Annotated in this window: 23 protein-coding genes and 4 tRNA genes; 4 read left to right on the top strand and 23 right to left on the bottom strand. The window is 63.3% G+C overall.

Annotated features, from left to right (window positions below):
• Positions 1 to 143 precede the first annotated feature (143 nt).
• A tRNA-Pro gene (locus tag C41B8_RS07655) sits at positions 144 to 220 on the bottom strand.
• Positions 221 to 1041: 821 nt separating this feature from the next.
• On the opposite strand from C41B8_RS07655, the gene folD reads away from it, so the two are divergent.
• On the top strand, positions 1042 to 1914 hold the full coding sequence (gene folD / locus C41B8_RS07650) for a bifunctional methylenetetrahydrofolate dehydrogenase/methenyltetrahydrofolate cyclohydrolase FolD (RefSeq protein WP_037336296.1): 873 nt from the start codon (positions 1042 to 1044) through the stop codon (positions 1912 to 1914).
• Between the two features lie 74 nt (positions 1915 to 1988).
• On the opposite strand, the gene cysS is transcribed toward folD, so the two are convergent.
• On the bottom strand, positions 1989 to 3383 hold the full coding sequence (gene cysS / locus C41B8_RS07645; protein WP_037336294.1) for a cysteine--tRNA ligase: 1395 nt from the start codon (positions 3381 to 3383) through the stop codon (positions 1989 to 1991).
• A 71-nt stretch (positions 3384 to 3454) separates the two neighbouring features.
• Here cysS and C41B8_RS07640 point away from each other — a divergent pair, with 71 nt between their 5' ends.
• On the top strand, positions 3455 to 4273 hold the full coding sequence (locus C41B8_RS07640) for an ankyrin repeat domain-containing protein (RefSeq protein ID WP_051883251.1): 819 nt from the start codon (positions 3455 to 3457) through the stop codon (positions 4271 to 4273).
• Positions 4274 to 5079: 806 nt separating this feature from the next.
• Here the strand turns inward: C41B8_RS07640 and thiL are convergent.
• From thiL to C41B8_RS07575, 13 genes are all read right to left on the bottom strand, one after another.
• Positions 5080 to 6045, bottom strand: coding sequence for a thiamine-phosphate kinase (gene thiL / locus C41B8_RS07635; RefSeq protein WP_037336291.1), 966 nt, complete (start codon positions 6043 to 6045; stop codon positions 5080 to 5082).
• A 19-nt stretch (positions 6046 to 6064) separates the two neighbouring features.
• A complete protein-coding gene (nusB, locus tag C41B8_RS07630; protein WP_051883250.1) occupies positions 6065 to 6595 on the bottom strand; it encodes a transcription antitermination factor NusB in 531 nt (176 codons plus the stop codon).
• A gap of 6 nt (positions 6596 to 6601) precedes the next feature.
• Positions 6602 to 7081, bottom strand: coding sequence for a 6,7-dimethyl-8-ribityllumazine synthase (gene ribH / locus C41B8_RS07625; RefSeq protein ID WP_037336290.1), 480 nt, complete (start codon positions 7079 to 7081; stop codon positions 6602 to 6604).
• A gap of 68 nt (positions 7082 to 7149) precedes the next feature.
• A complete protein-coding gene (locus C41B8_RS07620) occupies positions 7150 to 7743 on the bottom strand; it encodes a riboflavin synthase (RefSeq protein ID WP_037336287.1) in 594 nt (197 codons plus the stop codon).
• A 4-nt stretch (positions 7744 to 7747) separates the two neighbouring features.
• Positions 7748 to 8875 (bottom strand): bifunctional diaminohydroxyphosphoribosylaminopyrimidine deaminase/5-amino-6-(5-phosphoribosylamino)uracil reductase RibD, encoded by a 1128-nt coding sequence (gene ribD, locus C41B8_RS07615; RefSeq protein WP_051883249.1) that lies wholly within the window; start codon positions 8873 to 8875, stop codon positions 7748 to 7750.
• Entirely contained in the window at positions 8872 to 9378 is a 507-nt protein-coding gene (gene nrdR, locus C41B8_RS07610) for a transcriptional regulator NrdR (protein ID WP_037336286.1), read from the bottom strand. Before nrdR ends, ribD begins: the two co-directional genes overlap by 4 nt.
• A 30-nt stretch (positions 9379 to 9408) precedes the next feature.
• Positions 9409 to 10698 (bottom strand): serine hydroxymethyltransferase, encoded by a 1290-nt coding sequence (gene glyA, locus C41B8_RS07605; RefSeq protein WP_037336284.1) that lies wholly within the window; start codon positions 10696 to 10698, stop codon positions 9409 to 9411.
• Positions 10699 to 10820: 122 nt separating this feature from the next.
• Complete coding sequence (aspS, locus tag C41B8_RS07600; protein WP_037336384.1) at positions 10821 to 12650, bottom strand: aspartate--tRNA ligase; 1830 nt, start codon at positions 12648 to 12650, stop codon at positions 10821 to 10823.
• Positions 12651 to 12801: 151 nt separating this feature from the next.
• A complete protein-coding gene (locus C41B8_RS07595; protein WP_037336280.1) occupies positions 12802 to 13164 on the bottom strand; it encodes an FmdB family zinc ribbon protein in 363 nt (120 codons plus the stop codon).
• Between the two features lie 44 nt (positions 13165 to 13208).
• Positions 13209 to 14561, bottom strand: coding sequence for a UDP-glucose dehydrogenase family protein (locus tag C41B8_RS07590; protein WP_037336278.1), 1353 nt, complete (start codon positions 14559 to 14561; stop codon positions 13209 to 13211).
• Between the two features lie 143 nt (positions 14562 to 14704).
• Positions 14705 to 14780, bottom strand: a tRNA-Glu gene (locus C41B8_RS07585).
• Between the two features lie 6 nt (positions 14781 to 14786).
• Positions 14787 to 14862: transfer RNA gene (locus C41B8_RS07580), tRNA-Ala, on the bottom strand.
• Positions 14863 to 14923: 61 nt separating this feature from the next.
• Positions 14924 to 16006: a DegT/DnrJ/EryC1/StrS family aminotransferase gene (locus C41B8_RS07575; RefSeq protein WP_037336275.1), complete on the bottom strand. Its 1083-nt coding sequence runs from the start codon at positions 16004 to 16006 to the stop codon at positions 14924 to 14926.
• A 171-nt stretch (positions 16007 to 16177) separates the two neighbouring features.
• Here C41B8_RS07575 and C41B8_RS07570 point away from each other — a divergent pair.
• Positions 16178 to 16252 (top strand) — tRNA-Val (locus C41B8_RS07570).
• Positions 16253 to 16315: 63 nt separating this feature from the next.
• Here the strand turns inward: C41B8_RS07570 and galE are convergent.
• The 4 genes from galE to C41B8_RS07550 are packed head-to-tail and all read right to left on the bottom strand — an operon-like array spanning position 16316 to position 19114.
• Positions 16316 to 17365 (bottom strand): UDP-glucose 4-epimerase GalE, encoded by a 1050-nt coding sequence (galE, locus tag C41B8_RS07565; protein ID WP_037336272.1) that lies wholly within the window; start codon positions 17363 to 17365, stop codon positions 16316 to 16318.
• Between the two features lie 43 nt (positions 17366 to 17408).
• The gene (locus C41B8_RS07560; protein ID WP_037336270.1) at positions 17409 to 17597 is read right to left on the bottom strand and encodes a hypothetical protein; all 189 of its coding nucleotides are present in this window, start codon (positions 17595 to 17597) and stop codon (positions 17409 to 17411) included.
• Complete coding sequence (locus C41B8_RS07555) at positions 17598 to 18287, bottom strand: phosphatidylserine decarboxylase (RefSeq protein WP_037336267.1); 690 nt, start codon at positions 18285 to 18287, stop codon at positions 17598 to 17600.
• A complete protein-coding gene (locus C41B8_RS07550; protein ID WP_037336265.1) occupies positions 18284 to 19114 on the bottom strand; it encodes a hypothetical protein in 831 nt (276 codons plus the stop codon). Before C41B8_RS07550 ends, C41B8_RS07555 begins: the two co-directional genes overlap by 4 nt.
• Positions 19115 to 19338: 224 nt before the next feature.
• Between C41B8_RS07550 and C41B8_RS07545 the strand changes: the two genes are divergently transcribed.
• Complete coding sequence (locus C41B8_RS07545; protein WP_037336263.1) at positions 19339 to 19935, top strand: hypothetical protein; 597 nt, start codon at positions 19339 to 19341, stop codon at positions 19933 to 19935.
• A 14-nt stretch (positions 19936 to 19949) separates the two neighbouring features.
• Here C41B8_RS07545 and C41B8_RS07540 read toward each other — a convergent pair whose 3' ends face one another.
• From C41B8_RS07540 to C41B8_RS07525, 4 genes are all read right to left on the bottom strand, one after another.
• Positions 19950 to 21584, bottom strand: a complete 1635-nt coding sequence (locus tag C41B8_RS07540; RefSeq protein ID WP_156962469.1) for an ArnT family glycosyltransferase — start codon at positions 21582 to 21584, stop codon at positions 19950 to 19952.
• Positions 21585 to 21591: 7 nt separating this feature from the next.
• Entirely contained in the window at positions 21592 to 23106 is a 1515-nt protein-coding gene (locus C41B8_RS07535) for a lipopolysaccharide biosynthesis protein (RefSeq protein WP_084188669.1), read from the bottom strand.
• 75 nt (positions 23107 to 23181) lie between these two features.
• Complete coding sequence (locus C41B8_RS07530; RefSeq protein WP_156962468.1) at positions 23182 to 25410, bottom strand: hypothetical protein; 2229 nt, start codon at positions 25408 to 25410, stop codon at positions 23182 to 23184.
• On the bottom strand, positions 25391 to 26179 hold the full coding sequence (locus C41B8_RS07525) for a glycosyltransferase family 32 protein (protein ID WP_198025112.1): 789 nt from the start codon (positions 26177 to 26179) through the stop codon (positions 25391 to 25393). The genes C41B8_RS07530 and C41B8_RS07525 overlap by 20 nt, the downstream gene beginning before the upstream one ends.
• Positions 26180 to 26198: the final 19 nt, after the last annotated feature.

Raw genomic sequence — 26198 nt, 5'->3', positions numbered from 1 at the left:
AGGTACAGCGCCAGACAGCGCTTGCGGGTCCGGGCCTTTCACGCCTACCAACCCCAGAGCCGGAGCTTCGGAATATAGACCGGCACTCGCACGGCACCCGCAAACCGCGTCAGATAGAGGCTTTCGACGAGGGGGACGATAAATGGTCGGGACAGCAGGATTCGAACCTGCGACCTTCTGCTCCCAAAGCAGACGCGCTACCAGGCTGCGCTATGCCCCGAATTTCCGCCGTAGTGTAACGGCTAATCGACTGCGTGGGGGCACAATCGCGTCTGCTCTGCGAGCAGTCTGTCACTAGGCTCGCTCACGCTCTCCAAGTGACCCCGCCTCGCAACCTCCGTTGCCTCGGCATCGATGCCGTGCATCGATCCCAAAGCAGACGCGCTACCAGGCTGCGCTATGCCCCGAATTTTCCACCGTAGTGTAACGGCTAACCGACCGCGTGGGGGCGCCACGCGTCTGCTCTGCGAGCAGTCTGTCACTAGGTTCGCTCACGCTCTCCAAGTGACCCCGCCTCGCAACCTCCGTTGCTTCGGCATCGATGCCGTGCATCAATCCCAAAGCAGACGCGCTACCAGGCTGCGCTATGCCCCGAATTTCACGCCGTAGTGTAACGGCTAATCGACTGCGTGGGGGCACTATCGCGTCTGCTCTGCGAGCAGTCTGTCACTAGGCTCGCTCACGCTCTCCAAGTGACCCCGCCTCGCAACCTCCGTTGCTTCGGCATCGATGCCTTGCATCGATCCCAAAGCAGTCACGCTACCAGGCTGCGCTATGCCCCGATGGACCGGTGCCGAGTTTAAACCCTTGGCGCCGATTCCGCACATCAATTCGTACGGATCGATCGACGATGGCGCGGTCGTCGCGCCGCGAGCGCTGTGTTGAGGCTTTGGCTATATCCATTGAGGACCATCCCCATTCGGGGTAAGCGGTGACGTGCTGGCGCTCTCGCGGCACGCTGTAGCCGACTGTCCGAATTGTCCGGGGGTGCGGGGCGTGCGAAAATCCGCCGATCATTTGGCCCTGTGATAGTGCCCGTCTATGTCGGCTCGTTTGATCGATGGCAAAAAGATTGCGGCAGCGTACCGCGCCGACGTCGGGCGGGCTGTAGCCGCCCGTCTCGAAGCCGGTCAGCGTGCGCCGGGGCTGGCTGTCATTCTGGTCGGTGACGATGCGGCATCGCAGGTGTACGTCGGCAAGAAGATCAAAGCCTGCGAAAAAGCCGGCCTGGTCTCCCGCGCTGTCTACCCCAGCGCCGACATCAGTGAAGCCGAGCTGCTCGCGCTGATCGACGATTTCAATGCCGACGACACCATTGACGGGATTCTGGTCCAACTGCCACTGCCGGCGCATATCAACGCCAGCTCGGTGATCGAGCGTATCCGGCCGGATAAGGATGTAGACGGGTTCCATCCGTATAACGTCGGTCGTCTGGCCCAGCGCGTACCGCTGCTTCGCGCCTGCACACCTCTGGGCATCATCCGCCTGCTCGAGTCCATCGACGAGCCGTTCCGCGGACGCCAGGCCGTGGTGGTCGGGGCGTCCAACATCGTCGGCCGGCCGATGGCCCTGGAGTTTCTACTCAAGGGGGCAACCACGACGGTCTGCCATCGCTTCACGCGCGATCTGGCCTACGAAGTGAACCAGGCCGAAATTCTCGTGGTCGGTGTCGGCAAGCCCGGGCTGGTTCGAGGCGAATGGATTCGAGAAGGCGCGACCGTGATCGACGTCGGCATGAACCGTCTGGACTCGGGCAAGCTCGTTGGCGACGTGGCGTTCGATACCGCGGCCGAACGCGCGGCCTGGATCACCCCGGTCCCGGGCGGCGTCGGGCCGATGACGGTCGCCATGCTGATCAGCAATACCCTGCGTGCCGCCGAGATGCGCGAGGCCGCCGAGGCGGATCAGGCCTGATGGGCTTCCCGGGGCCTTTCGGCCTCTTATCCAGTCCCGGACACATCCTCCTCGGGCCGCGGGTTAGATAACATCTAACCCCGACGCCACTTCGTCCCCTCGGCCGAGTCTTCCAGCACCACGCCGGCAGCCGTGAGTTCGTCGCGAATCCGATCCGCGGTGGCAAAATCGCGTGCCGCACGGGCCTCACGCCGCTGTGCCAGCATCCCTTCGATCGTTTCGGCAGTCAGACCGTCGTCCGTGACGCCCCCGGCCTGAAGATACGCGTCGGCATCCTGTTGCAATAGCCCGATCATCGCGCCGAATTCACGCAGACCTGCCGCCAGGTCCGCTCGTCGAGTGCTTTCGTCCGCCCCCGCCCGGTTGGCTTCGCGCGCCATATCGAACAACACGGCGATCGCGGCCGGCGTGTTCAGATCGTCGTCCATCGCCTCCAGAAAACGCGAGCGATAGGCCGCGTTCACGTCCGCGTGGGCATCGCCGCCGGCCGGCGCGTCGCGCAGCGTCGTATAGAGGCGCGCCAGGGCCGAGGCCGCGCTGTCCATGGCTTCGGCGTTGTAGGCCAACGGACTGCGATAGTGCGTCGCGAGTACGAAATAGCGCACCGATTCGGCGTCGTACTGCGCCAGTACATCGCGCAGCGTCAGGAAATTGCCGAGCGATTTCGACATTTTCTCGTCGTCGACGGTCACGAACCCGTTGTGCATCCAGAGGCCGACGTAACGTTTACCGGTCGCGGCTTCGCTCTGGGCGATTTCGTTCTCGTGATGCGGGAACTGCAGATCAAGCCCGCCGCCATGAATATCGAACGAGTCGCCCAGGCAATGGGTGGACATGGCCGAGCATTCGATATGCCAGCCCGGCCGGCCGGCGCCCCACGGCGATTCCCACGACGGCTCGCCCGGCTTGGCAGCCTTCCAAAGCACGAAATCCAGCGGGTCGTCCTTGGCTTCGTTGACTGCGATACGCGCGCCCGAGCGCATCTCGTCGAGCCGCCGGCCAGACAGCGCGCCGTAACGCTCGAAGGTGGACACGTCGTAGTAGACGTCGCCGTTATCGCCCACATAGGCCGCGCCGCGTTCGATCAGGCGCTCGATCATGGCGATGATCTGGCCCACATGCGCGGTCGCGCGCGGCTCCATATCCGGCGCGATCAGCCCGAGCGCCGCCTCGTCCTCGGCCAGCGCGTCCGCGAATCGTTCGGCCACCGCTTCCGGGGTACTCCCACTTTCCGCCGCACGCCGGATGATCTTGTCGTCGATATCGGTAATATTGCGGACATAGCGCACCTGCCAGCCCTGGGCCCGCAGATAGCGCACGAACATGTCGAACACGACCAGAAAGCGTGCATGGCCGAGATGGCAATAATCGTAGACCGTGATCCCGCAGACGTAGAGCCGCACCTGGCCGGGCTCGAGAGTCTTCAGCGGCTCGCGCTGGCGCGTCAGGCTGTTGAACAGTTGCAGCATGAGACAGACGGTTGGAGTACGGTCGGCGCACAGTCTACCGCGTCGCCGGCCATGCGTAATCGCTTGCAGCCATGAAATGGACGGTCGCCGTCGTGCTGGCGGTCCTCATCGCCGGTAGCGCCGCCGCGCTTGCCGTCAAACCGGATGTGGATGCGATCTGTCTGCTGCAGACCGCGCACGATCGCCTGCGACATCAGCATTCGGGTTGGAACTGCCTGCACTATGCCGCGAGCCGGGGCGACACAGCCACGATCAATGCCATGCTCCGCGCCGGCGCCGACGTCGATACGCCGACCGGCAACGGCACGACGCCACTGACACTCGCGGCCGCGCACGGCCAGCTCATCGCCGTAAAGGACCTGCTGGCGCACGGCGCGGCGGTCAACGGCATGAACCAGAACGGCGCCGATACGCCACTTTACCGGGCTGCCGCTAATGGTCACCCGGCCGTGGTGCGGGCATTGATCGCGGCCGGCGCCGATATCGACGCGCGCAACCGGCAGGGACGTACTCCGCTATGGATCAACGCCGCGCGTTCGCCGCGTGACGACACCCAGATTGCCCATAGCCTGATCAACGCCGGTGCTGCAGTCGACAGCGCCGATACCGTCGGCGACACGCCATTGATCGCAGCCGCCAGTGCGGGCAACGCCGACCTCGTGGGTTATCTGATTGCCGAGCATGCCGAGACCGATCATCGCGATCATCAAGGCCAAACCGCCCTTTTTGCGGCCGTCGTCAATGGTCACGCTGATGTCGTGCGCCAACTGCTGGCTCGCGGCGCGAATCCGCAAGCGCGCGTCGACGGCGTGAGCCCGCTCGAGGCCGCCCGCCGACGCGGCGAGGACGACATCGCCCGGCTGCTGCGCGCCAACGGAGCATCGGGCTAACATTTGCAGTTTTAAGTCCGCGAATGAATGCCAATAGCGCAAATAGCGGATGGAGCCCGGGATGCTTGGGATTTCGGGGCGCCGCCTGGCCGATCGGCTTTCGTCCTTTAAGGCATTTATCCGCAGATCAACGCAGATTCACGCAGATGGCGGTTCATCGTTGGAGGCACGGGTTCGATCGTGGCGCGAACGCCCCTTGCCACTTCGTTCCAAGAACCGTCTTCGAGTTTGGCGTTCCAGCCGACTCCGTAGCGGGTTCGGGCCCAGCATTCGCTACGTCGCGCAAGCAAAACCGCATCTGCGTCATCTGCGGATCACTTGCTTCCGCGAACGTGGGGCAAAAAATACGACGGCTCCGCCGCGTCAGGCCGGTCGAAACACCGGTTCGCCATTCGCGCCATTCGCGGACTGGATTCACGACCTCCGTGGTTTCGGGGCAGCGCCTGACTGATCGACTTCGTTCCTTAAGGCATGTATCCACAGATCAACGCAGATTTGCACAGATGGCGGTTCATCGTTGGAGGCACGGGTTCGATCGTGGCGCGAACGACCTTTGCCACTTCGTTCCAAAAAGCGTATTAGAGTTTAGCGTTCCGACGATCTCGGCCGCTGGTTCGCGCACCGCATCCGCTACACCACATCTGCGCTGATCCGCGGACCGTCGTCTTCGACGAGCAAAGCTCGAAAATACGACGGCGTCCCGCGTGACCCAGGTCGCAACACCGGTCCGCCATTGGCGTAATTCGCGTTCATTAGCGGACCGGATTCAAGACCTTGCCGGTTTCGGGAGCAGAAACGTTCGTTTATCAATGACCGTCGAAATGATCCCAGCCGGCGCGGGCCAGCCACTGGGGATCGAGCGTATCGCCGTGGGCGTCGGTCAATCGCAGTCCAGGTTGTGATTCGATGCGTCCGATGACCGTGAATGGGCAGTCCAGCGCCGCGCGCGCCGAATCTAACGCATCCTCGGGCAACGTGACGCAAAGCTCATAATCGTCGCCGCCGGTGGCCTGGAGCCGCCGGCGCTCGTCGACAGAGGCCGCGTATCGAGCCAGTGCCGGGGACGCCGGTAGCGCATCGGCATCGATCGTGGCGCCCACCCCACTCAACGACAGCATGTGCCCCACGTCTGCGAGCAAGCCGTCCGATACGTCGATCGCGGCATGGACGCGCCCGCGCAACCGTCTGCCGTGGCGCGCCGTGGGCCGGGTCAGGCGCGATATCAGCGCACGCTCGTCAGCGCTTGCACCGTCACGATGCGGCCAACACGTCAGACCGGCGGCGGCATCGCCGAGGGAACCGGTCACCGCAACGAGATCGCCCACGCGCGCGCCGTCGCGCCGCAAGGCGGCACCCGCGGGCACGAGCCCCAAGGCGGTGACCGAGATGGTGAGCGTGTCGCTTTTCGTGGTATCGCCGCCGACCACGTCGACGCCGGTATCGGATAGCGCCTCGAGGATGCCGTCGATGAAGCGATCGCACCAGCCGGCCGACAACGCCGGCGCCGCCAGCGCGATGGTCAACCAGGCCGGGTCGGCGCCCATGGCCGCCAGATCGCTGAGATTGACCGCGATGCTCTTGAAGCCAATATCTTCGGGCGGCGTATCGTCAGGAAAATGGCGCCCGGCGATGAGGGTATCGGTGGTGATGACCACCTCATGGCCGGGTGGCGGCGCAAGAATCGCCGCGTCGTCGCCGATGCCGAGCCGTGTGTCGGCGCGTGTGGCCGCCAGCCGCCGACGCAGCGAGTCGATCAGCTCGAACTCGCGCATGACTTGCGATCCTCGTGCGTTATCGCCGCCGGCCTTTCGCGACCTCGACCGGACGCAGGTCACGCGCCGTGGCATCGAGCACGCCGTTGACGAAACGATGACCGTCGGTGGCGCCGAAGATCTTGGCCAGGTTCGTTGCTTCGTTGATCACCGCGGCGAACGGGATCTCCGGACACTCGCGCAGCTCGTAAGTCGCCAGCAGCAGAATCGCGTACTCGACAGGATCGAGCTGCACGGCCGGACGGCTGAGATGAGTATCGAAGGCTTGTTCAAGCCCCGAGACGTCATAGACGACGCCGCGCAGCACCATCTCGAAGTATTCGCGGTCCAGATCGGCCAGCCGCCCGGCATGAGCGAATTGCTGGATCAGCGCCGCGATTTCGGTGCCCGACATCCGCCACTGATAGATCGCCTGAACGGCGGCCATGCGCGCACGAATCCGCCCGCCGCCGGGCATTTTCGGCGGCAGCTCCGGCAACTGGTCGTCGTCGGTTTCGGGTTCGTTGTCGGCGCCGGCTGCTTCGCCCAGCGACTGATCGCGAATCGGCATGTTCTGTTACTCGTCCTCGACTTCGATCTGGCGCAATACGTTAACCATTTCGATCACCGCGCTCGCGGCTTCCGCGCCCTTGTTGTTGTCCTCGTCGGGCTGCGCGCGGGCATCCGCCTGTTCGGCGTTATCGGCAGTGATCACGCCGAAGCCGACCGGCAGACCGTACTCGAGCGCGGTGGCAGACAAGCCCTTGGCGCATTCGCCCGCGACGTAATCGAAATGCGGCGTATCACCGCGGATTACAGCGCCAAGCGCGATAATGCCGTCGTATTTTCCGGATTCCGCCAGACGGTCAACGGCCAGCGGCAGCTCGAATGCGCCCGGCACCTTGACCACGATGACGTCGTCGTCGTCCACGCCACAATCGGTGAGCACGTCGATCGCGCCTTCGACCAGGCGGTCGACGATATCGTCGTTCCAGCGGGTCGAGACGATGGCGATCTTGATGTTCTCGCCGTCGAATTCTCCTTGGATGGTCTGCATGCTCGCTACTCTTACGTTGGCCGCGCGGCATTATGGCACGAGCGCCGACTGCGGGCGCGCGCCGGGGGTTATTCGTGACCGGCGATACGCGCCAGATAACGCGCGATGATATCGATCTCGATATTGACCCGATCACCGATGCGCGTCGCGCCCAGCGATGTGTTGTTCATCGTATGCGGAATGATGTTCACGCCGAAACGGCGCCCGACCACTTCGTTGACTGTCAGGCTGATGCCGTCGACCGCGACCGAGCCCTTGGGCGCGACGTAATGCGCCAGCGCCTTGGGCACGGAGAACGTCAGCCGCCAGGAGCGGGCGTCGGCCACCATTTCCTCGAGCACGCCGATGCCGTCCACATGCCCGGCCACCATATGACCGCCCAGCGGATCGCCAGCGCGCAGCGGGGCTTCGAGGTTCACGGTCGAGCCCACCGAGCGCTCGCCGAGCGTGGTCAGCGACAGCGTTTCCTTGGAGACGTCCGCGGCAAAGCGCGAGCCCTTGATTTCGGTGGCCGTCAGGCAGACGCCGGACACGGCAATGCTGTCACCGATGGCGATCGCGCCGAGATCGGTGTCGCCGATATCGATGGTCAGGCGGGTATCGCCGTCCTGGACCTGCTGGTCGACGATCGTGCCCAGCCCTCTGACTATGCCTGTAAACATACGGTTATTCCGATTCGGACAGAGCCGGGCGCGCCGTGATCTTCAGATCGGCGCCGACTGGCTCGATATTGTCGAAGACGAGTGCCTGGGCATCGTCGAGGCCCACGGCACCGGACAACGCCATCAGCGCGCGCCCGTTGTCGCCGATGAGCATAGGCGCGACATAGATCACGAACTCGTCGACCAGCCCGGCGCGAGTGAGCGCCCCGGCCAGCGTCGGCCCGGCCTCGACCAGCACGTCGTTGATCTCGCGTTCGGCGAGTGCGGCCAGCACCTGCGCCAGATCGAGGCCGCCGTCCTGGCGCGCCACGGTGAGGATTTCCGCGCCCGCGGACTCGAGCGCGCGACGGCGCGCGGCGTCATCGCTGGCGGTTGCCACCAGTGTGTCTCCGGTCACCCCCAACATACGCGCCTCGGCCGGCATCGTCAGATCGCTGTCGAGCACCACGCGCAACGGCGGCATCCAGTCGCCGGGCAGACGCACATTGAGCGACGGGTCGTCGGCCGCGAGCGTGCCTCGGCCGATCAGCACCGCGCCCGACTCCGCCCGCAAACGGTGTACGTCGTCGCGCGCCACGTCGCCGGTGATCCACTGGCTACTGCCGTCGGCCGCGGCCGTGCGGCCGTCCAGACTCATCGCGAGTTTCACGCGCACGCGCGGACGCCCATGTGTCATCCGGCGATTGAATCCGGCATTCAGGGCCGCGCAGGTCTCGGCCATGATCCCGGTCACGACCTCGATACCGGCGGCGCGCAACGCCTCGATTCCCTGTCCGTTCACCGACGGATTCGGATCCTGGGCGCCGATGACGACACGGGCGACCCCGGCCTCGATCAACGCCTGGGTGCAAGGCGGCGTGCGTCCGCTGTGGCTACAGGGCTCGAGCGTGACATACACCGTCGCCCCCTTGGGATCGTTGCCGCGAGCGCGTGCGTCGTCCAGCGCGCGAACCTCGGCGTGCCCTTCCCCGGCGCGTTCGTGCCAGCCTTCGCCACGCACGACGTTGCCCTGGGTGATGACACAACCCACGCGCGGGTTGGGCCGGGTCGTGTACCAGCCGCGACGCGCCAGTTCCACGGCGCGCTGCATGAAAAACGCATGCACCGCACGGCGCGGTTCGATTGCACTCATGACGGGCTCTTTCCGATATCGATCAACGACAGCTGGCCGCTGTCACGCCCGGGCGTGGACTCCAGCCGCTCGATTTCCTCGCGGAAAGCCTGCACATCCTCGAAGCGCCGATACACCGATGCGAATCGCACATACGCGACCTGGTCGAGCTCGCGCAACTCGTCCATGACCCACTCGCCCAGCTTGCGCGAGGCGACGTCCCGCTCGGGATCGGCGCGCAGGCGCTGCTGGATATGGCTGACGGCGGTATCGACCGCTTCCGGGCCCACCGGGCGCTTGTACAGCGCCCGGGTGATGCCACGACGCAGCTTGTCGACGTCGAACGGCTCGGGTGTACCGTCGTTCTTGACGATACGCGGCATCAGCAGCTCGGCCGTCTCGAACGTCGTGAAGCGCGTGTGACAGTTCGGACACTCGCGCCGACGCCGCACTTGGCTGCCTTCGGCCGCCAGGCGGGAATCGACCACGCGGGTCGCGCGTTCGTCACAGAACGGGCACTGCACGGATGGGCCCTCGCTCTCGTTTGCGCCGTATCAGGCGGCGCCGCGGGCGGCCGTCCGATAGACCGGATGACGCGAGCACAGCTCGGAGACCGCCGATCGCACGCGCGACACCTGGGCATCCACGTCACCGCCTTCGGCATGCGTATCCAGAATATCGCAAATCCAGGTGGCCACCTGACGCATGTCGTCGGTACCGAAGCCGCGAGTCGTGGCGGCCGGCGTCCCGATACGCAGGCCGGAGGTCACGAACGGCGAGCGCGGATCGCCCGGCACGGCGTTCTTGTTGGCCGTGATATGGGCCTGACCGAGCAGCGCCTCGGCATCCTTGCCGGTAATGTCCTGCTTGATCAGGCTCACCAGCATCAGATGGTTGTCGGTGCCGCCGGATACGACATCGTAGCCACGCTCGACGAACACATCGGCCATGGCTTTCGCATTGTCGACGATGCGCTGGGTATAGCTCTGGAAATCGACGTCCAGCGCTTCCTTGAAGGCCACGGCCTTGGCCGCGATCACGTGCATGAGCGGACCGCCCTGCGTACCCGGGAACACGGCCGAGTTGAGCTTCTTGTAGAGCTTCTCGTCGCCGGCGGCCGACAGGATCAGGCCGCCACGAGGACCGCGCAGCGTCTTGTGCGTCGTGGTAGTCACGACATGCGCATGCGGCAGCGGGCTCGGATAGACGCCGGTAGCGACCAGCCCGGCCACATGGGCCATATCGACCAGCAGATAGGCATCCACCGCGTCGGCGATCTGACGCATGCGCGCCCAGTCGATCGTCCGCGAATAGGCCGAGAAGCCGCCGATGATCATTTTCGGCTTGTGTTCCTGGGCCAGACGCTCGATCTCGTCGTAATCCAGGCGGCCGGTGGCTTCATCGAGGCCATACTGCACGGCGTTGTAGTTCTTGCCCGAGAAGTTCGGCGCGGCACCGTGGGTCAGATGGCCGCCGGCGTCCAGGCTCATGCCGAGCACGGTGTCGCCGGGCTTGACCAGGGCCAGGAACACCGCGGCATTGGCCTGCGCGCCGGAATGCGGCTGCACGTTGGCGAAATCGCAGTGGAACAACTGACAGGCCCGATCGATGGCGAGCTGTTCGGCCAAGTCGACATATTCGCAGCCGCCATAGAAACGCTTGCCCGGATAGCCTTCCGCGTACTTGTTGGTCAACTGCGAGCCCTGGGCTTCCATGACCCGTGGGCTGGTGTAGTTCTCGGAGGCGATCAGCTCGATATGGTCTTCCTGGCGCTGATCCTCGTCGGCGATGGCGGCCGCCAGTTCGGGATCGAAATCGGCGATTCGCTGGTCGTTTTGAAACATGTTGAAGCTCCGCTTGAGCGAAAAACGAAAGAGATCACACGAACGCGCCGCTACCGCGAGCGCGCGACCGGCTCGAAAGCTGTCTGTAACCGTGCCAGTCTAGCTCAGCCGGTCGCTGTTCTTCAGGCGCCGTCATTTGTGCCGCCTGCGCCAGCCGCACCCTCGCCCGACGAGTCGGCGGTCGGTTTGGCCCGCAGACGGATGCCGAGCTCGCGTAGCTGCGCCGCATCGGCTTCGCCCGGCGCGCCGGTGAGCAGGTCCGTCGCCGTCTGTGTCTTGGGAAAGGCAATGACTTCGCGGATGGAATCCGCACCGGCCATGAGCATCACCAGCCGATCCAGCCCGAAGGCGATGCCGGCATGCGGCGGCGCGCCGAATTTGAGCGCCTCCAGCAGGAAGCCGAACTTCTCTTCGGCCTCTTCGCGGGAAATACCCAGCACGTCAAACGCAGCCTGCTGCATTTCCGGCGAGTGAATACGCACCGACCCGCCGCCGATTTCGGAACCGTTGAGCACCATGTCGTAGGCCTTGGCCATGGCTTCGTGCGGCGCGGCCTTGAGCGCTTCCGGATCATCCACCGCGGGCGCGGTGAACGGATGATGCGCGGCATACCAGCGCTTGGTGGCTTCGTCGTATTCGAACATCGGCCAGTCGACCACCCACAGCGGGGCCCAGTCGCCGGAGACGCGGCCGAGATCGTGGCCCAGCTTGACCCGCAGCGCGCCCAGCGCATCGTTGACCACGCTGGTCGAATCGGCGCCGAAGAACAACAGATCGCCGTCGGCCGCGCCGGTACGCTCGACGATGCCGGCGATGGCATCGTCGGACAGGAACTTGAGAATCGGCGAGGCCATGCCGTCGCGCCCCTTGGCCACATCGCTGATCTTGACGTAGGCCAGACCCTTGGCGCCGTAGCGGCCGACGAAATCGGTGTAGTCGTCGATCTGCTTGCGGGTCAAGCTGGAACCGCCCGGCACGCGCAGCACGGCGACGCGGCCGGTGTCGCTGTTGGCCGGGCCGGAGAAGACCTTGAACTCAGCGTCCGCCACCAGATCGGCGATATCGACCAGTTCGAGATCGATGCGCAGGTCCGGCTTGTCGGACCCGAAACGCCGCATGGCCTCGGCATACGGCATGCGCGGGAACGGATCGGGCAGCTTGACGCCAAGCACGTCGTCGAACAGCTGACGGATCATCTGTTCGTTGATGCCCATGATGTCGTCGGCGTCGACGAACGAGGCCTCGATATCGATCTGGGTGAACTCGGGCTGGCGATCGGCGCGCAGATCCTCGTCACGGAAGCAGCGCGCGATCTGATAGTAGCGGTCCATGCCGGCGACCATCAGCAGCTGCTTGAACAGCTGCGGCGACTGCGGCAGGGCAAAGAAATGCCCCGGCTGGGTCCGGCTCGGCACCAGATAGTCGCGCGCGCCTTCGGGCGTGGCACGCGTGAGAATCGGGGTTTCGATGTCGAGGAAACCGAGATCGTCGAGCGCATGGCGCACGGCCCGGGTGACCTGGGCACGCAGCTGCATGTGGCGCTGCATGCGAGGCTTGCGCAGCTCCACGTAGCGATAGCGCAGACGCGCGGCATCGCCGACCGTCTCGGTCTCGTCGAGTTGCAGCGGCGGCGTCTCGGAGGCGTTGAGCACTTCCAGCGCGGTGGTGTAGACCTCGATCTCGCCCGAGGCCAGATTCCGGTTGACCGTGCCTTCCGGGCGCGCCCGCACGCGGCCGGTGACCTTGATCACATATTCGCTGCGCAAACGCTCGGCAGCGGCGAAGGTTTCGGCCTCGTCCGGATCGAACACGACCTGGATCAGACCGCTGCGATCGCGCAGATCCACGAAGATGACGCCACCATGATCACGACGCCGGTGTACCCAGCCGCAAACAGTGATGGTGGTGTCGATGGCGGCGGCAGTGACTTCGCCGCTGTAGTGGGATCGCATCATGGCGCGCGCCTCAAGCCTCGCAAAAGAGCGCGAGTCTACCAAGAGCCCGGGCCCGGCCGGTAGCCCGGCCCGGGGAATTGTGGGCGGACCGTGCCCGGATTCCCGCCGCGGCCCGCGTCAATACGAGGGTTTCGTAATGTCGACGGCGTCAGTCGCTGCTCGCGCTCGACGATTTCTGCGCCGGCTTCGCGCTCTTCGACTCGCCGCTCGGCTTGCTGGCCGTGTCCGACGACTTCGACTCGCTGCCGGACGATCCGCCGCCCGAAGCATCGCCATTCGAAGAGGCGGCTTTGGGCGCGTTGCCATCGCCGGTGAGGTTACGCCGGTTGTCGGACTTGAAGTCCGTCTCATACCAACCACCGCCGGCCAGACGAAAGCCGGCCGCCGAGACCTTGCGCTTGAGTGTCGCCTGGCCGCAGGCCGGGCATTCGGTCAGCGGCGCATCCGAGAGCTTCTGCAACTTCTCGAGCGGCTCGCCGCAGTTCGTGCACACATATTCATAAATGGGCATTCTTTGACTCCCAACGCCAATCCTGGATCGGAATGCGCGATATTTTAGCCCACTGTGCGCTGCGCGCCAGTGGCCGCGGAGCGCCCGATGCCGTAATACGAGAAGCCAGCTGCCGCGACGTAGGACGGTTTGTAGATATTCCGTCCGTCAACAAGCACGGGCTGTTTCATGAGGCGCGCCAGCTCGTGGAAATCCGGCGTCCGGAAAATATGCCATTCGGTAACCAGCACGAGCGCATCCGCATCGGTGGCGGCTTCCTCAGCGTCGTGACAAAGCACCAGATCGTCGCGCTCGCCATAAATGCGGCGGGTTTCATCCATCGCTTCCGGGTCGAACGCACGCACCGTGGCGCCCGCGTCCCAGAGCGCTTCCATGAGCGTGCAAGCCGGCGCCTCGCGCATATCGTCGGTGTTTGGCTTGAACGCCAAGCCCCACAGGGCGACGGTCTTGCCCGCCAGATCGCCGTCAAAATGCGCCTGGAGTTTGTCGAACAGGACCGTCTTCTGGCGATTGTTCACGCGCTCGACGGCGTTAATGATCTCGGTCTCATAGCCGATTTTCGACGCGGTATGCGCCAGCGCGCGCACGTCTTTCGGGAAGCACGAGCCGCCGAAACCGCAGCCGGGATAGATGAAGTGGTAACCGATGCGATGATCGGCGCCGATGGCCTTGCGCACCTGCTCGATATCGGCATCGAGCCGATCGGCCACCTGCGACAGCTCGTTCATCAGGCTGATCTTGGTCGCCAGCATGATGTTCGCGGCGTACTTGGTCAGCTCCGCCGAACGGATGTCCATGACCATGGTGCGGTCGTGCTGGCGGTTGAACGGCGCATACAGCGCGCGCAGGTGATCCGCGGCGCGCTCGTTGTCCACGCCCACGACGACCCGATCCGGCTTCATGAAGTCGTCGATCGCCGCGCCCTCTTTCAGGAATTCCGGATTCGAGGCGACGTCGAACTCCACCGACGCGCCGCGCGCCGAAATCGCCTGGGCCAATTGTTCGCGCACCTTGTCCGACGTGCCAACCGGCACGGTCGACTTGGTGATCACCAGCCGATAATCGGTCATGTGCGCGCCGATGGTCTCGGCCACTTTCAGCACATACTTCAGATCGGCACTGCCATCCTCGTCCGGCGGCGTGCCGACGGCGATGAACTGCAGCATGCCGTGATCGATCGCGGCCGCGGCGTCCGTGGTAAAGCGCAGGCGCCCGGCTTCGACATTGTCGTGCACCAACGTTTCCAGGCCGGGCTCGTAGATCGGGATCTCGCCGCGCGTCAGCCGCGCGATTTTGTCCTCGTCGATATCCACGCACACCACGTGGTTGCCGCTATGCGCAAGGCAGGCGCCGGTAACCAGGCCGACATAACCGGTGCCGAAGATGGTGACGCGCATGAGAACCCCTGTTACTTGGAAGGCCGAGACCGAAAAGACGGGTAGCGAACCCGCGTTTTATCGACAAAAAGACGAATACGCAATGAACGCCATAAAAAAAGGCCGCAAACCTTGCGGCTTGCGGCCTTTAAGCCATCGTGTAATGGCGTCCCCAAGGGGATTCGAACCCCTGTCGCTGCCGTGAAAGGGCAGTGTCCTAGGCCTCTAGACGATGGGGACTGACTTTGGTGGAGCCAGGCGGGATCGAACCGCCGACCTCAACACTGCCAGTGTTGCGCTCTCCCAGCTGAGCTATGGCCCCGATGACCTTGTGAGCGGCGCATTATAGACACGAGATTCGCCATTGCCAACCCTCCGCGTCATTATTTTTTTACAGCTGCGATGAGCGCTTCGATGACACGGTCCTGATCGGCGGGATCGAGGTACGGATGCATGGGAATACTGAGCACACGTTCCGCGGCGGCTTCCGATTCCGGGATCGGTACATCCGAATACAACGGCGGCTGGCGATTCAACGGCACGGGGTAATAAACCGCGCTCGGGATACCGGCCGCATCCAGGGCGCTGCGCACGGCCTCGCGATTGTCGACTTGAATCGTGTATTGCGCATAGACGCTGGTTGCGCGCTCGTCGAGCGCCGGAGTCGTGACATGCTCCGACAAGGCGCTGCTATAACGCGTCGCCACTTGCTCGCGTCGGGCCACCTCATCGTCAAACACATCGAGTTTGGCCAACAGCACCGCCGCCTGCATGGTATCCAATCGCCCGTTGATGCCGAGCATCGAATGCTGATACGGCGCTGTCTGCCCGTGATTACGCAATTGCCGCATACGCTCGGCGAGCGCCCCGTCCGTGGTAAAGGCCGCCCCGCCATCGCCGTAACAACCCAGCGGCTTGGCCGGGAAGAACGACGTCGCCGCCAGCAGCGACGCACCACAGGAACGCTGACCAGCGAAGGTGGCACCAAAACTCTGCGCCGCATCCTCGATGACCGGGATGCCGTGGTGCTCACCGATGGCATTGATGGCCGGCATATCGGCCATCTGGCCGAACAAACTCACCGGCATGATCGCCTTGGTGCGCTCAGTGATGGCTGCCTCGATACGAGCGGCGTCGATGTTGTAGGTTGCCGGGTCGATGTCGACGAACACCGGTGTGGCACCCAGCAGCCCGATCATCTCGCCCGTCGCGATGAACGTGAATGGCGTGGTGATGACTTCGTCGCCGCGACCGATACCCAACGCCATCAGCGTTACCAGCAAGGCATCGGTGCCGCTGGACAACGCCACGCAATGCGACACGCCGGCGTATTCGGCTAGACGCGCCTCCAACGTCTCGATTTCGGGGCCGTTCACATAACGACCGTGCTCGAGCACGGCGTGAATACCGGCATCCACCTCCGACTTGATGCGCCGATACTGTGTCTGGAGATCGATCAACTGCATGGCGGCCACCCCGACTCCCGTAAACGGAACGTAATCGAAGCGGAGTCTAGGGCCTGTTGCCGTTTCGTGCGAGTCCGCGCCAAACGGCAACAGGCCCTGGCATCGCCGAGGCTGAACACTGGCGATACACGTTGACCCCTGCGAAGTGCGCGGATAAACTTCGCATTCCTCGGGCGGTTAGCTCAGTGGTAGAGCACTGTCTTCACACGGCAGGGGTCACTAGTTCGAATCTAGTACCGCCCACCAGATCAACGATTTACGGCGCCTTTTCAGGCGCCGTTTTTCGTTTAGACAAGCCAGCCCGGGCCTCTAACCCGCCGCGGCGTCAGTTTTAGTCGGCTTGCTGTCGCGATAACCGTTCGGATTGTCGCGCTGCCAACGCCATGCATCCCGCATGATTGCGCCCAAGCCACGCTCGGCCCGCCATCCGAGATCCCGCTCAGCGCGAGAAGCGTCTGCCCAGCATTCGGCCACATCCCCTGGACGGCGAGAGGTGATGCGATAAGCCACATCACGGCCTGCTGCCTGCTCGAACGCGCGGATCATTTCCAGCACGGAATAACCACGCCCGGTGCCGAGGTTCCAGGTCCGCAGGCCCGTCTCGCCGGCGATCGCATCCAACGCCGCCCGGTGGCCCTCAGCCAGATCCATGACATGGATGTAATCGCGCACGCCGGTGCCGTCCGGCGTCGGATAGTCGTCGCCGTAGACCGCGAGTTCCGGCAAGCGGCCGACCGCGACCTGGCTGATGAACGGCAGCAGGTTGTTCGGCTTACCTTGCGGGTCTTCGCCGATGCGCCCGCTCTCGTGGGCGCCTACCGGATTGAAGTAGCGCAATAGCGCGATCGACCATCGGGGATCGGCGGCCTGAAGATCGCGCAGCAGCCATTCGATCATCAGCTTCGAACTGCCGTAGGGATTGGTGGGGCGGCCGGTGGGCGCGTCTTCCGACAACGGCATGTCACGTGATTCGCTATACACCGTGGCCGACGAGCTGAACACCAAGGCACGAAGGCCCGCCCGATCCATGGCCTGGCAAAGCGTGAGCGTGCCGGCCACGTTGTTCTCGTAGTACGCCAAGGGCTGTTCCGTGCTTTCGCCCACGGCCTTGAGGCCCGCGAAGTGAATCACGGCGTCGATATTTCGATCCGCGAACACGCGATCGAGATGCGCCGCGTCACGAATATCACCCTCGATGAAATCGATCGGCTTGCCCGTCAGATCCTCGACCCGGCGCAGCGACTCACGCGATGCATTCGACAGATTGTCGTAGACGATCACATCGTGGCCGGCCTCGATGAGCACGAGCGCCGTATGGGAGCCGATAAAACCGGCGCCGCCGGTAAGAAAGACTTTCATAACAATATCTTCGATTGATTCGTGCAGACTTTGGAGCCGCGGCTTACCACAACGCGGCCAGTAGCAGCAGGCCGAGCAGCCATATTCCCAGCAAACCCGTAAACAACCACTTGGCGGGCATGGTAACGCGGCGCCATACATAATCCGCGACCAGCATGCCGAACCCGCTGTAGGCCATGACCGTAAACAGCGGCCAGCCCAGGTGGCCGTTTATGAAAAACCAATCCGGCATTCAGCACGCGACCTCGCTCACTTCCAGCAGGGCCGTTTCCCCGGCACGCACGCGCTCGCCCACCGCTACACGGCAGGCCAGTGATGCGTCCGCCTCGAGCACGACGGTGCTGCCCAGCCGAATACGCCCCATGCGCTGCCCTCGTTCCACCGGTTGGCCGGGCACGACCCACGTCTCGATCCGGCGGGCGGCGACGCTGGTAATCTGGCGCACCGCAACCCTGCCGGCGTTGCATTCGAACAAGGTGCGGGCCTGCACCGGACAATATTTGTCGCGGAGAAAAGCGAAGTCGCGCCCCTCCCCGTCCGTATATGTCGCGCCCAATCGCTCGACGGATACGACCCGCCCGGTCGCCGGACTGCGCTGGACGTGCATGTCCCAGAACGACAATGCGATCACGATATAGCGAATACCGTCACGACAGTCGACACTGGTTACCAAACCATCCGCTGGTGCCAGCAAAGCCGGACCCGATGGCACGATGCGCTCGGGATCGCGATCGAAGAACGCCAGATAACCCGGGTGGAAACGCTTGGTTCGGAGCCAACCGCGGATCTGGGCTTCGGGCCAGCGCCGCTGCGGCGGCAAGAAAGGACGAATCAAAGGCGACGGATACGGCCAGTGCCGCCGGAGCAGCATCAGGGCGACCACCAGCACGCCGAGCACGACGAGCTGAGCGGCCAGGATCATGCGAGATCGGCCGGATCTTCGGCGTGCGCGTCGAGCCAGCCCTGGAGCTCGGCGCAGGCTTCGCGCACCGGCTCGGGCAACATCGAGTCGCTGAAACGCTGGCGCTTGGTCCGGATTCGCGGCGCCTGTTTGTTCCGACGCGCGCCCACGCCGACGATTTCGAATATGCCGTCCAGAGTCGCGCCGGGCGCCGCAATCAAGGCACGCTCTGAAATCAGATGCGCGGCGCCACGCTTGCCGAGGCGCTGGCGCCGGTAAGCATCGTGAATGACGTACCAAGCTAAAGCCCAAATCGTGGGCACATCGGTTTCTTGACTGTTGGCGAACAAGGCAAGCGGAGCCGGCAACGCATCGTCATCGCGATCGCTACGCGCGGCCAGAAGCCGACGTGTCGTTGTCTCATCCAACGCCCGAGGCGCGCGTTCGACAAAGCGCGTCAGCGGCTCGTAGAACCACAAGACGCGCGCCGGAGAAAACCGCTCGATCAGGGTGGCCATCGAATCCGACTCGCCACCGGCCACAAAAATTACGGCCGGCGCCCGCGACTTGCGAATCAGCTGACGCAGATCGTCGTCCGGACGGAGCCGCTGATCCTCGAATACACGCGGGTCGCCGGCCCGATACAGATCGGTATCGAAATTTGCCTCGAGCGCACTGATGATGTGGCCGTTGGCGATATCCGGCGTACCGGCGAGAAAGACGACAACCGGCGTTTCGTTAGCGGCACGGCCGCCCCAGAGCCGCTGGTAGAATCGCTTACGAAGCAGCAACCGTCGTCGACGTTTGCCGGCGGCAGTATCCGGCGTCGGCAAGTCGCTGTCCGTCATCCATGTGCTCCGTAATACCTTTTCGACTGTGGCATTGTAATCGCTAATCGCTTCACTCGCGTGCAAATGTCCGAAACCACATGTCTACCGGGCTCGCGCGCTTTGTATGCTCCACGGGTAGAATGCATTTTTGTACGAATAAAAGGTCTCCAGTGCAGCGCCATCGACTCCACCCACGCGAACTTCGCTATACCTACGCCGCAAATCGCATGGCTGAGCATGTCATGGCGACGCTGAACACAAAGGAACTGCTCGCGATTCGCGATGAAGAGGTGGCCAGAAGCGACCGTCGCTTGGTGGACTTCAAGTATTTCAATATCCGACCATGGATCGTCGAGAACATTAAGCGGGCTCTACGGCTGGGGCTGGATGATTGTCGCGGCCGCCGGATCCTCGATATCGGAACCGGCTTCGGCTATTTCCCTTATATTTGCGAGTTCATGGAACACCACGCAGCGGCACTGGATATACCCGGTCACCGACTCTACGATCGCGTGATCGAGACCCTGAAGGTCGATCGTGCCCACCACTTCATCAATCCGTTCGAGCCGCTGCCGGCGTCTTCCGGCCCCCACGACTACGTCACTGCCTACCAAGTCGCCTTCAACCGGCCGGGAACGGACGAACGCTGGCGCGCGGCCGAATGGGCGTTCTTTCTCGAGGACGTAATCGGCCATCATCTCGCTGCGAGCGGCCGGCTGCACATGGAACTTAACTGGTCCTTCCCGATTGGCGACTGGTATGACAGCGAAACGCGAAAACTGTTCGATAGCTACGGCGCCGTGCGAGTCGGTAACGAAGTGGACATCGTCAAACGGTGATCGCCGGGCCGCCGTCAGCCCTTCCCTTGAGTGACGGTTCGGTCGATGGCGGGCAGATCAATCGAACGCGGCGGACGCTTTGCGGGCAGCGGCGCGTTGTTCCGATAGACCGTGATGGTCTTCTCCGGCGCATTGAAGTTCGCATGCATGCGGTAATGTGCCACCGGCGTGAACTGGGGTGAATGCAACACCCACTGAAGCCGTCGCATTTCGGTAAGATCCGTCCAGAAATCGTCCTGCGCCACTACATAAGCCGCTTTCTGACGTGTCAGCTCCTGCCCAATCTGCGCCCGCGTGAGATGTTTCTCCCTGACCCCAGTCGAGCGCCGAATCGCAATGCTAAGCAGCATTTTGTCTGCCCGAATGGTATCCACATCGGGACGATGGCCGATGGCCCGCATCGCGAAGATGAAGGCGCCATCGCGATAACCCGAGAACACGACGTTCGAATTTTCGGGTGCCAGCCGGGCGACATCCTTCACGATGTGGGCATAACCCGATACGTAGAGCGGCGGTCGATAGACCAGTGTCGTAATCAGAGTCGCGGCGCCGATAGCCGCGAGCAGCAGGCCAGCCCAGCGGGCCCGGGCACCGAATAGCCAGCAAACACCCCATACGCCGATCAGAACGAACGGCGGCAGCAAAGGAATCGTGAACCGCGGATCCTTCAGATCAATGGTGGAGAAAAACAAATAGCCTACGACTACCCACGCCGCGAGCAGCCCCCAGTGCGCCGGCAGATGCCGGGAACGGACGACTCGAACAACGCCTGCTACGGCGCCGAGAGCGACCGCGGCGGTGACGGGCCACCCCAATTGCAGCGGCAGACTGCGCGCGTACCAGAGCCAGTTCGAGAGAGAGGAACGCGGCGTGGCGCCATCTGCAACGCCGGTCACGGATTGCACGTTGGTCTGACCGAAATGAATGGTTAGCCAGAGCAGCGGTAGCATCAGCAGGACAACGCCGCAGCCCATGACCAGATTCCGCGGCCGACGCCATACGGCCCAGCCGTCGATTTGGACGAGCCCGAGAGCCAGCACCGGCAACAGGAAGCACACTGTTATCTTGAGCCAGACCGCGACCACCGCGATCGCCGCGCCAAGCCACAGCACTCGCCGATCGTGCGATACCGCATAGGCCAACAACAGCTCCATGGCCCAGACCGCGGCTGCCGTCGCCGGGACATCGGTCATAATCTGCCGACCCCAGAACGCCATTTCCGGCGCTGCTCCAATAAGAAACGCGACGAAAAACGCCGGAATGCGGTCCACGTATCGACACGCCAGCCGGTAGCTGCCGATCAGGAGGGCCGTGTAGAAAAGCGCATTGACAACGACGGCGCTGGCCTGCGAAACACCCAAAATGGCATAGGCCACGGCCAGAACCGCCGGGTAGAGAGGCGGATAGAACAGGATCGTGAGCGCCGGGTACTGCGCGTAGTAGTTATACGCCCACTGAACCGGATCATGGATCGGAAAGGCCTTCACCAGGTCGAGAATGAAGGCGCCGTTTAGCGCGTGGCGTGGCGCGTCGGAATAATAGAATGCGTAATTCGTTGGCGCCCATACGAACAGGATGAGAACCAGTACGACAAGTGCAGCGCATGCGACCCATGGTCGGTAACGCGGTGCCGAAATATACGGCTTCATATCGGTCTCAGACACCACTCTTGCGGAAACGTCCAAGCCGGGCAGCGAATACGCCGTGCAGTTCGAGCCAGACTGGGTGCTGCACCAGCCAGCCACCCAGCAGCGAGCCAGCCGTCACGACGGCCGAGACAGCCAGCATCGGCCCCCAGAGCGCTTCGGGCGACGCGGGATAGAACCAACGGACGACCCCGCCCGGAACCAGAGCGAACAGCGCTACCGCGAAACTCGGCAGCAGCGCCTTCAGGAAAGCCGAGAAAGTGATTTCGGTCGCGCGAGTAATACCGATCATCACGCATAGCGTTGCCAAAGCGGTAACCGGGATCAGCGCAGCCGATAGTACGATCAGCCCAAACGCCGCGGTGGCCAAGAGGCTGATGATGATCAGGGTCTGCCATACGGTGACCCAGATCGTGGCCAACCCAACCCGGCCCGTGCCGGTAAACAATTCCTGGAAATGTAGGACGATCAAGGCGAACATGCCCTGCACCGCCAGCAGCCTCAGGATCGGCACTGCCGCGTCCCACTGATCCCCGAAGACGATTCGCATTACCGGGAAGGCAGTCAGAGCCGCGCAGCCCAGAAACGGCCAGCCAATTCCCGTGATGTAGGTGATCGAGCGCAGGTAAAGCGCTCCCGCGCCCGACCCGTCGCGGTGTCGCTGCGAAAATTCGGAAAACACGACCGCCCCGACCGCACCGCTGATGTTGCCTTGGAACATCCGGACGAGGCCGTAGCCGCGGCTGAAGATACCCACCTGGGTGAAACCGAGCAGGCGCCCGATGATAAAGTCCGGGGCGCTGTCGCCCAGGCGGATCATGATCGAGCCGGCGGTTTTGTTCATCCCGAAATTTAGTACCGGGCGCCAGTATTCGAGACTGAAGCCGCCCCGTATCCGATAATGGCCGGCCCAGTAGAAGCATCCCGCCACGGATGTCGCCATGCCTGCTACAGCGCCCCAGGCCGGGCTGAAATAACCGAACCCATGCCAGGCAAGTACGATCGTCACCACGTTCTGCACCAGACTCTGCGCGGTATTGATGCGATAACGCAACCCGAACTCCATCTCGCGAATCAGCATCGCGTTGACGGTCGAGCCAATCGGGAGCATGAGATAGGTCAGGCAAAGAATGCGCAGCACGGCGCCCAGTCCTTCCTCGCGAAAGAACAGGCCGATCCACGGGCTGGCCACGAACAGAAGACCTGCTAGCGACCACGCCAGTATCAAGGTAATCGTGAAAGCCGAACGCGCCACGTTCCCAGCCAGCGACGTGGATTGCACGATATATTCGCTGGTGCCGAAATCACGCAGCATGTGGACCACGTTCACGAACGAGATCGCAACCGAATAGACCCCGATCTCAGCAGGCGTAAGCAGCCGGCTCATAATCATCATCGACGGTATGGTGATTAACAGCTCGGTGTACTGCTGGGCCGTCGACATGGCTAGCGACAACCTCAGCGAGCGGCGCTTGTTCGGCTGGTACTGTTCCATGGCCGGGCTAGCCGGATCATTGCTAGGCATTAGATCGGATCGTTTTACGATGAGTCGCGGCGGTATGCGGCCGAACTGAAGACCGAACCATTCCTGAAAGTGGCGCTAATGGGTGGGCACGACAGCAAACTGCGGCGCGTGAGTATAGTCCGGACGTACCGGGCGCTGCACGAACCAAGACCAAGCATCGCGAGCGCCCGGTCGATCCGAGCTGGCCGCCGACGCCATTCCGATCTGATAATTGGCCACGAAACCGGTATCCGAAGCCGGATAACCTACCATCGTGCCTCTCGGATACGGAAAGCCGTCGAAGCTCGGGTCTTTCTGCAAGGCTCGCTGGAAGGCAGCGGAACCGCAACTCAAGCTAGCCAGACCCGGGAAGGTCTTACGGTATACGGTATCGAAATCCTGATAGAGAGGGGCCTGCTCCTGATCGCGAACCTGCAATGTATAGGCGCTGGCCATGAGAGGACAGAACCCCGGGCTGTTCAGGCTACCGATCTGGAAGCGCGAAAAGTAGTCGCGCAAGCGATCCGCCCCCGCAAATCCCTGATCCGCCAGATTGCCCACCGCCCAGTTGAAAAACGACATTTGCCATGTCGCTATCGCGGTATGGCGATTCGAGCCGGACAACGGATAAGTGATCGCATCGCCGCGCGTCAGAATCCCGAGCGGGTTGGCATCACCACCGTTCACGTCGTGGCTGGTGTACCAGCGGATGTTGTTCGCCACCGCTGAATTGAAGAACGCCTTGTGGGGCGAATCGTCCGGCAAAAGGTAAGCCGCATCGCCGATCGTTCGGAGCGACCAGGCCTGCCCCCGGATCTGTTGCCGCTGAACGAGACCGTGCTGGTAATCGCGATATTCCGGGTTCTGGAAGAACTCGACCCAGTCGGCCCAGAACGTCAGCTCCTGCTCGTAGTACCAGTCGCCGGTGACCAGATAGGCAACATAGGCCGGCGCACCGTGATGTGCCGACTCGGCCTCCAGCGGCGTATCGCAGTTCACGCATCGCGGGAATCGGTCATCCCCATGCGGCGCAGCCTGGCACTGAGACTGCTCGGCGGGCCCGATCAGGGTGGCACAGGGGTGGCGGTCCAGCGACAGCGGGTTGCCGGTATCCCGTTCACGAAAGTGAATACTGTAGGCGCCCAGCGCGTCGCTATCGGCGAGCATCCAGCGGTACGTTCGGTAGTCGTGCGGATTCACGACATAGGCGCTGCTCCATTGCGGAAGCGGCCCGATCTGGGCCTGGGCGCCGGTCGCTTCCATATGATCCATGACATCGCAATGATCCATGGGCGCACATGACTGTCTGACCTGCGACAGCATCTGCGAATCCAACTGGACATCCTCGTAGCGTGGTACCGCCGGGGTAGCCTGGAGATAGGGGCCACTCAGGGCGGCAAACCACGGCTCGGCCGAGTGATCGCCGTACCATGCCACCTGATGCCAGCGCGCGTGCGCATAGTGCCCCAAATGGCCGATTTGGACAGGCGAACGCCCCGGTATTTGCAGGGTCGCGCTGTAGTCGATGTTCTGCGGTGCATCGGCATAGGCCCAGTCGTTCTCGACCACCGTATCGACACGAGCCGAGCGAACCGCCCCCTGCCCGTAGGCCCGAATCGCGAAGAACACCATCAACTGCGGCTGTACCTGACCGGATGCGCCCACCGGCGGCGCGCCGACGATCCATTCGTTCGCCACGGGTCCCGCCAGCCAGCGCCGGCAGTAGACCGTGGTCGCATGGCAACCGCCGTCGCGTACCACGCGCTGAAGGAGATCGTGCGCCGACAGCGCCCACTGTCGACCCTGCTGCGATAACTCGATCCGGGCGTCGAATCCGGACGAGGCCAGATCCTCCAGACTCAGCGAACCGGAAGTGGACTGGCTGGAGGCGCTCGCGGTGACGATCGTGAGTCGGTCATTGCGGTCGATATCGCAAGGCACATTCAGCGATATAACAGCATGCCGCACGGAGCCATCGGCGTTACGTGCCTTCACGTCCACCTGCGTCGGAATCGGCTTGCCGTCACCGAACACCTGGACTGTGGTCCCCGCCGGCACATCGCCTGGCCGGAATGGCTGACCGAAAGTGACCGGCGCATCTCGCCGGCAGTCATGGGTTAGATGCGCCAGCCGAAGATCCGTGACCGACCGGCCCTCAGCTCCGCCCTGAGCCAAAGCCGTACCAGCGAATACGACAACGAGCATCAGGCTCAGTAGCATCGTTGTGAACAGATTCAGAACACCGGGAAACAAGACGCTGGATCCGGTATCCGGCAACGGCATGGCCCGGGCGGCACGCGGGCGCCTAGGAATGATAATGGCCATGGATCGGGTGCTCGAAAACAGGCTGCGGTAACCGTAGCGAGATATGACGACGATAACGATAACTGAGCGGGTGAAGAATGCTTCCGAGCAGGAAGGTCCATGGCACGGGATAGGTCGACGGACGGCCGTCGACCAGATCGCCCGGCTTTTCCTTAGGCAGCCGGGCCGGCGACTCCGCCAGCAAGGGTGCCAGTGCATCCATTCGCAAATTGAGTTCACGCCACCAGGCCGACGTGATCGGGGTGCCGGGCTTAAAATAGAAGGCGCTGTTCGCGATAAGCCGGCGATAACGGCGTCGATACCACCGCTTCTCGAGCTCAAGCCTAGTATGGCGAAAACGCGAAATCGGGAGGCGTGCCGGGAAATGCTCGATGTTGGACACCGTGTACGGGCTGACCTCGGCGTATCCACCTGCCCAGAGGCTCGATTGTTCCTCGATCTCGGCCACGGCGGGCAGCCAGGATTGGCCGACCCACTTGATATCGGTATAGCCGCCGCCGATAAAGTGCATGAAGTAACAGCGAAGATAATCGGCCTGATGCGCGAGGTTCAGATAACGAAAGGCCGGATGCAGACTGCCTGGAGCGATGTGCTCGGCCAGGTTAGCGCGCGTGATGAAAACAACCTCTAGGCCGGCGTTGCGTAAGGACTCCCACGCCGATCGCCGAGCCTCCGACATCTCGTTGTCACCGAGCCAGAACGCAAAGAGAGGCCTCAACGAGAGCGCCGAAGCTTGCGTGTTCAACGTGCCTTCGCCTGTGTCGGACAACCGATTCATCTCCCTCGCC

Source organism: Salinisphaera hydrothermalis C41B8, from assembly GCF_000732535.1.
GTDB lineage: Bacteria > Pseudomonadota > Gammaproteobacteria > Nevskiales > Salinisphaeraceae > Salinisphaera > Salinisphaera hydrothermalis.
The sequence above is the reverse complement of the archived record's forward strand: the minus strand, read 5'-3'. Positions and strand labels throughout refer to the sequence as shown.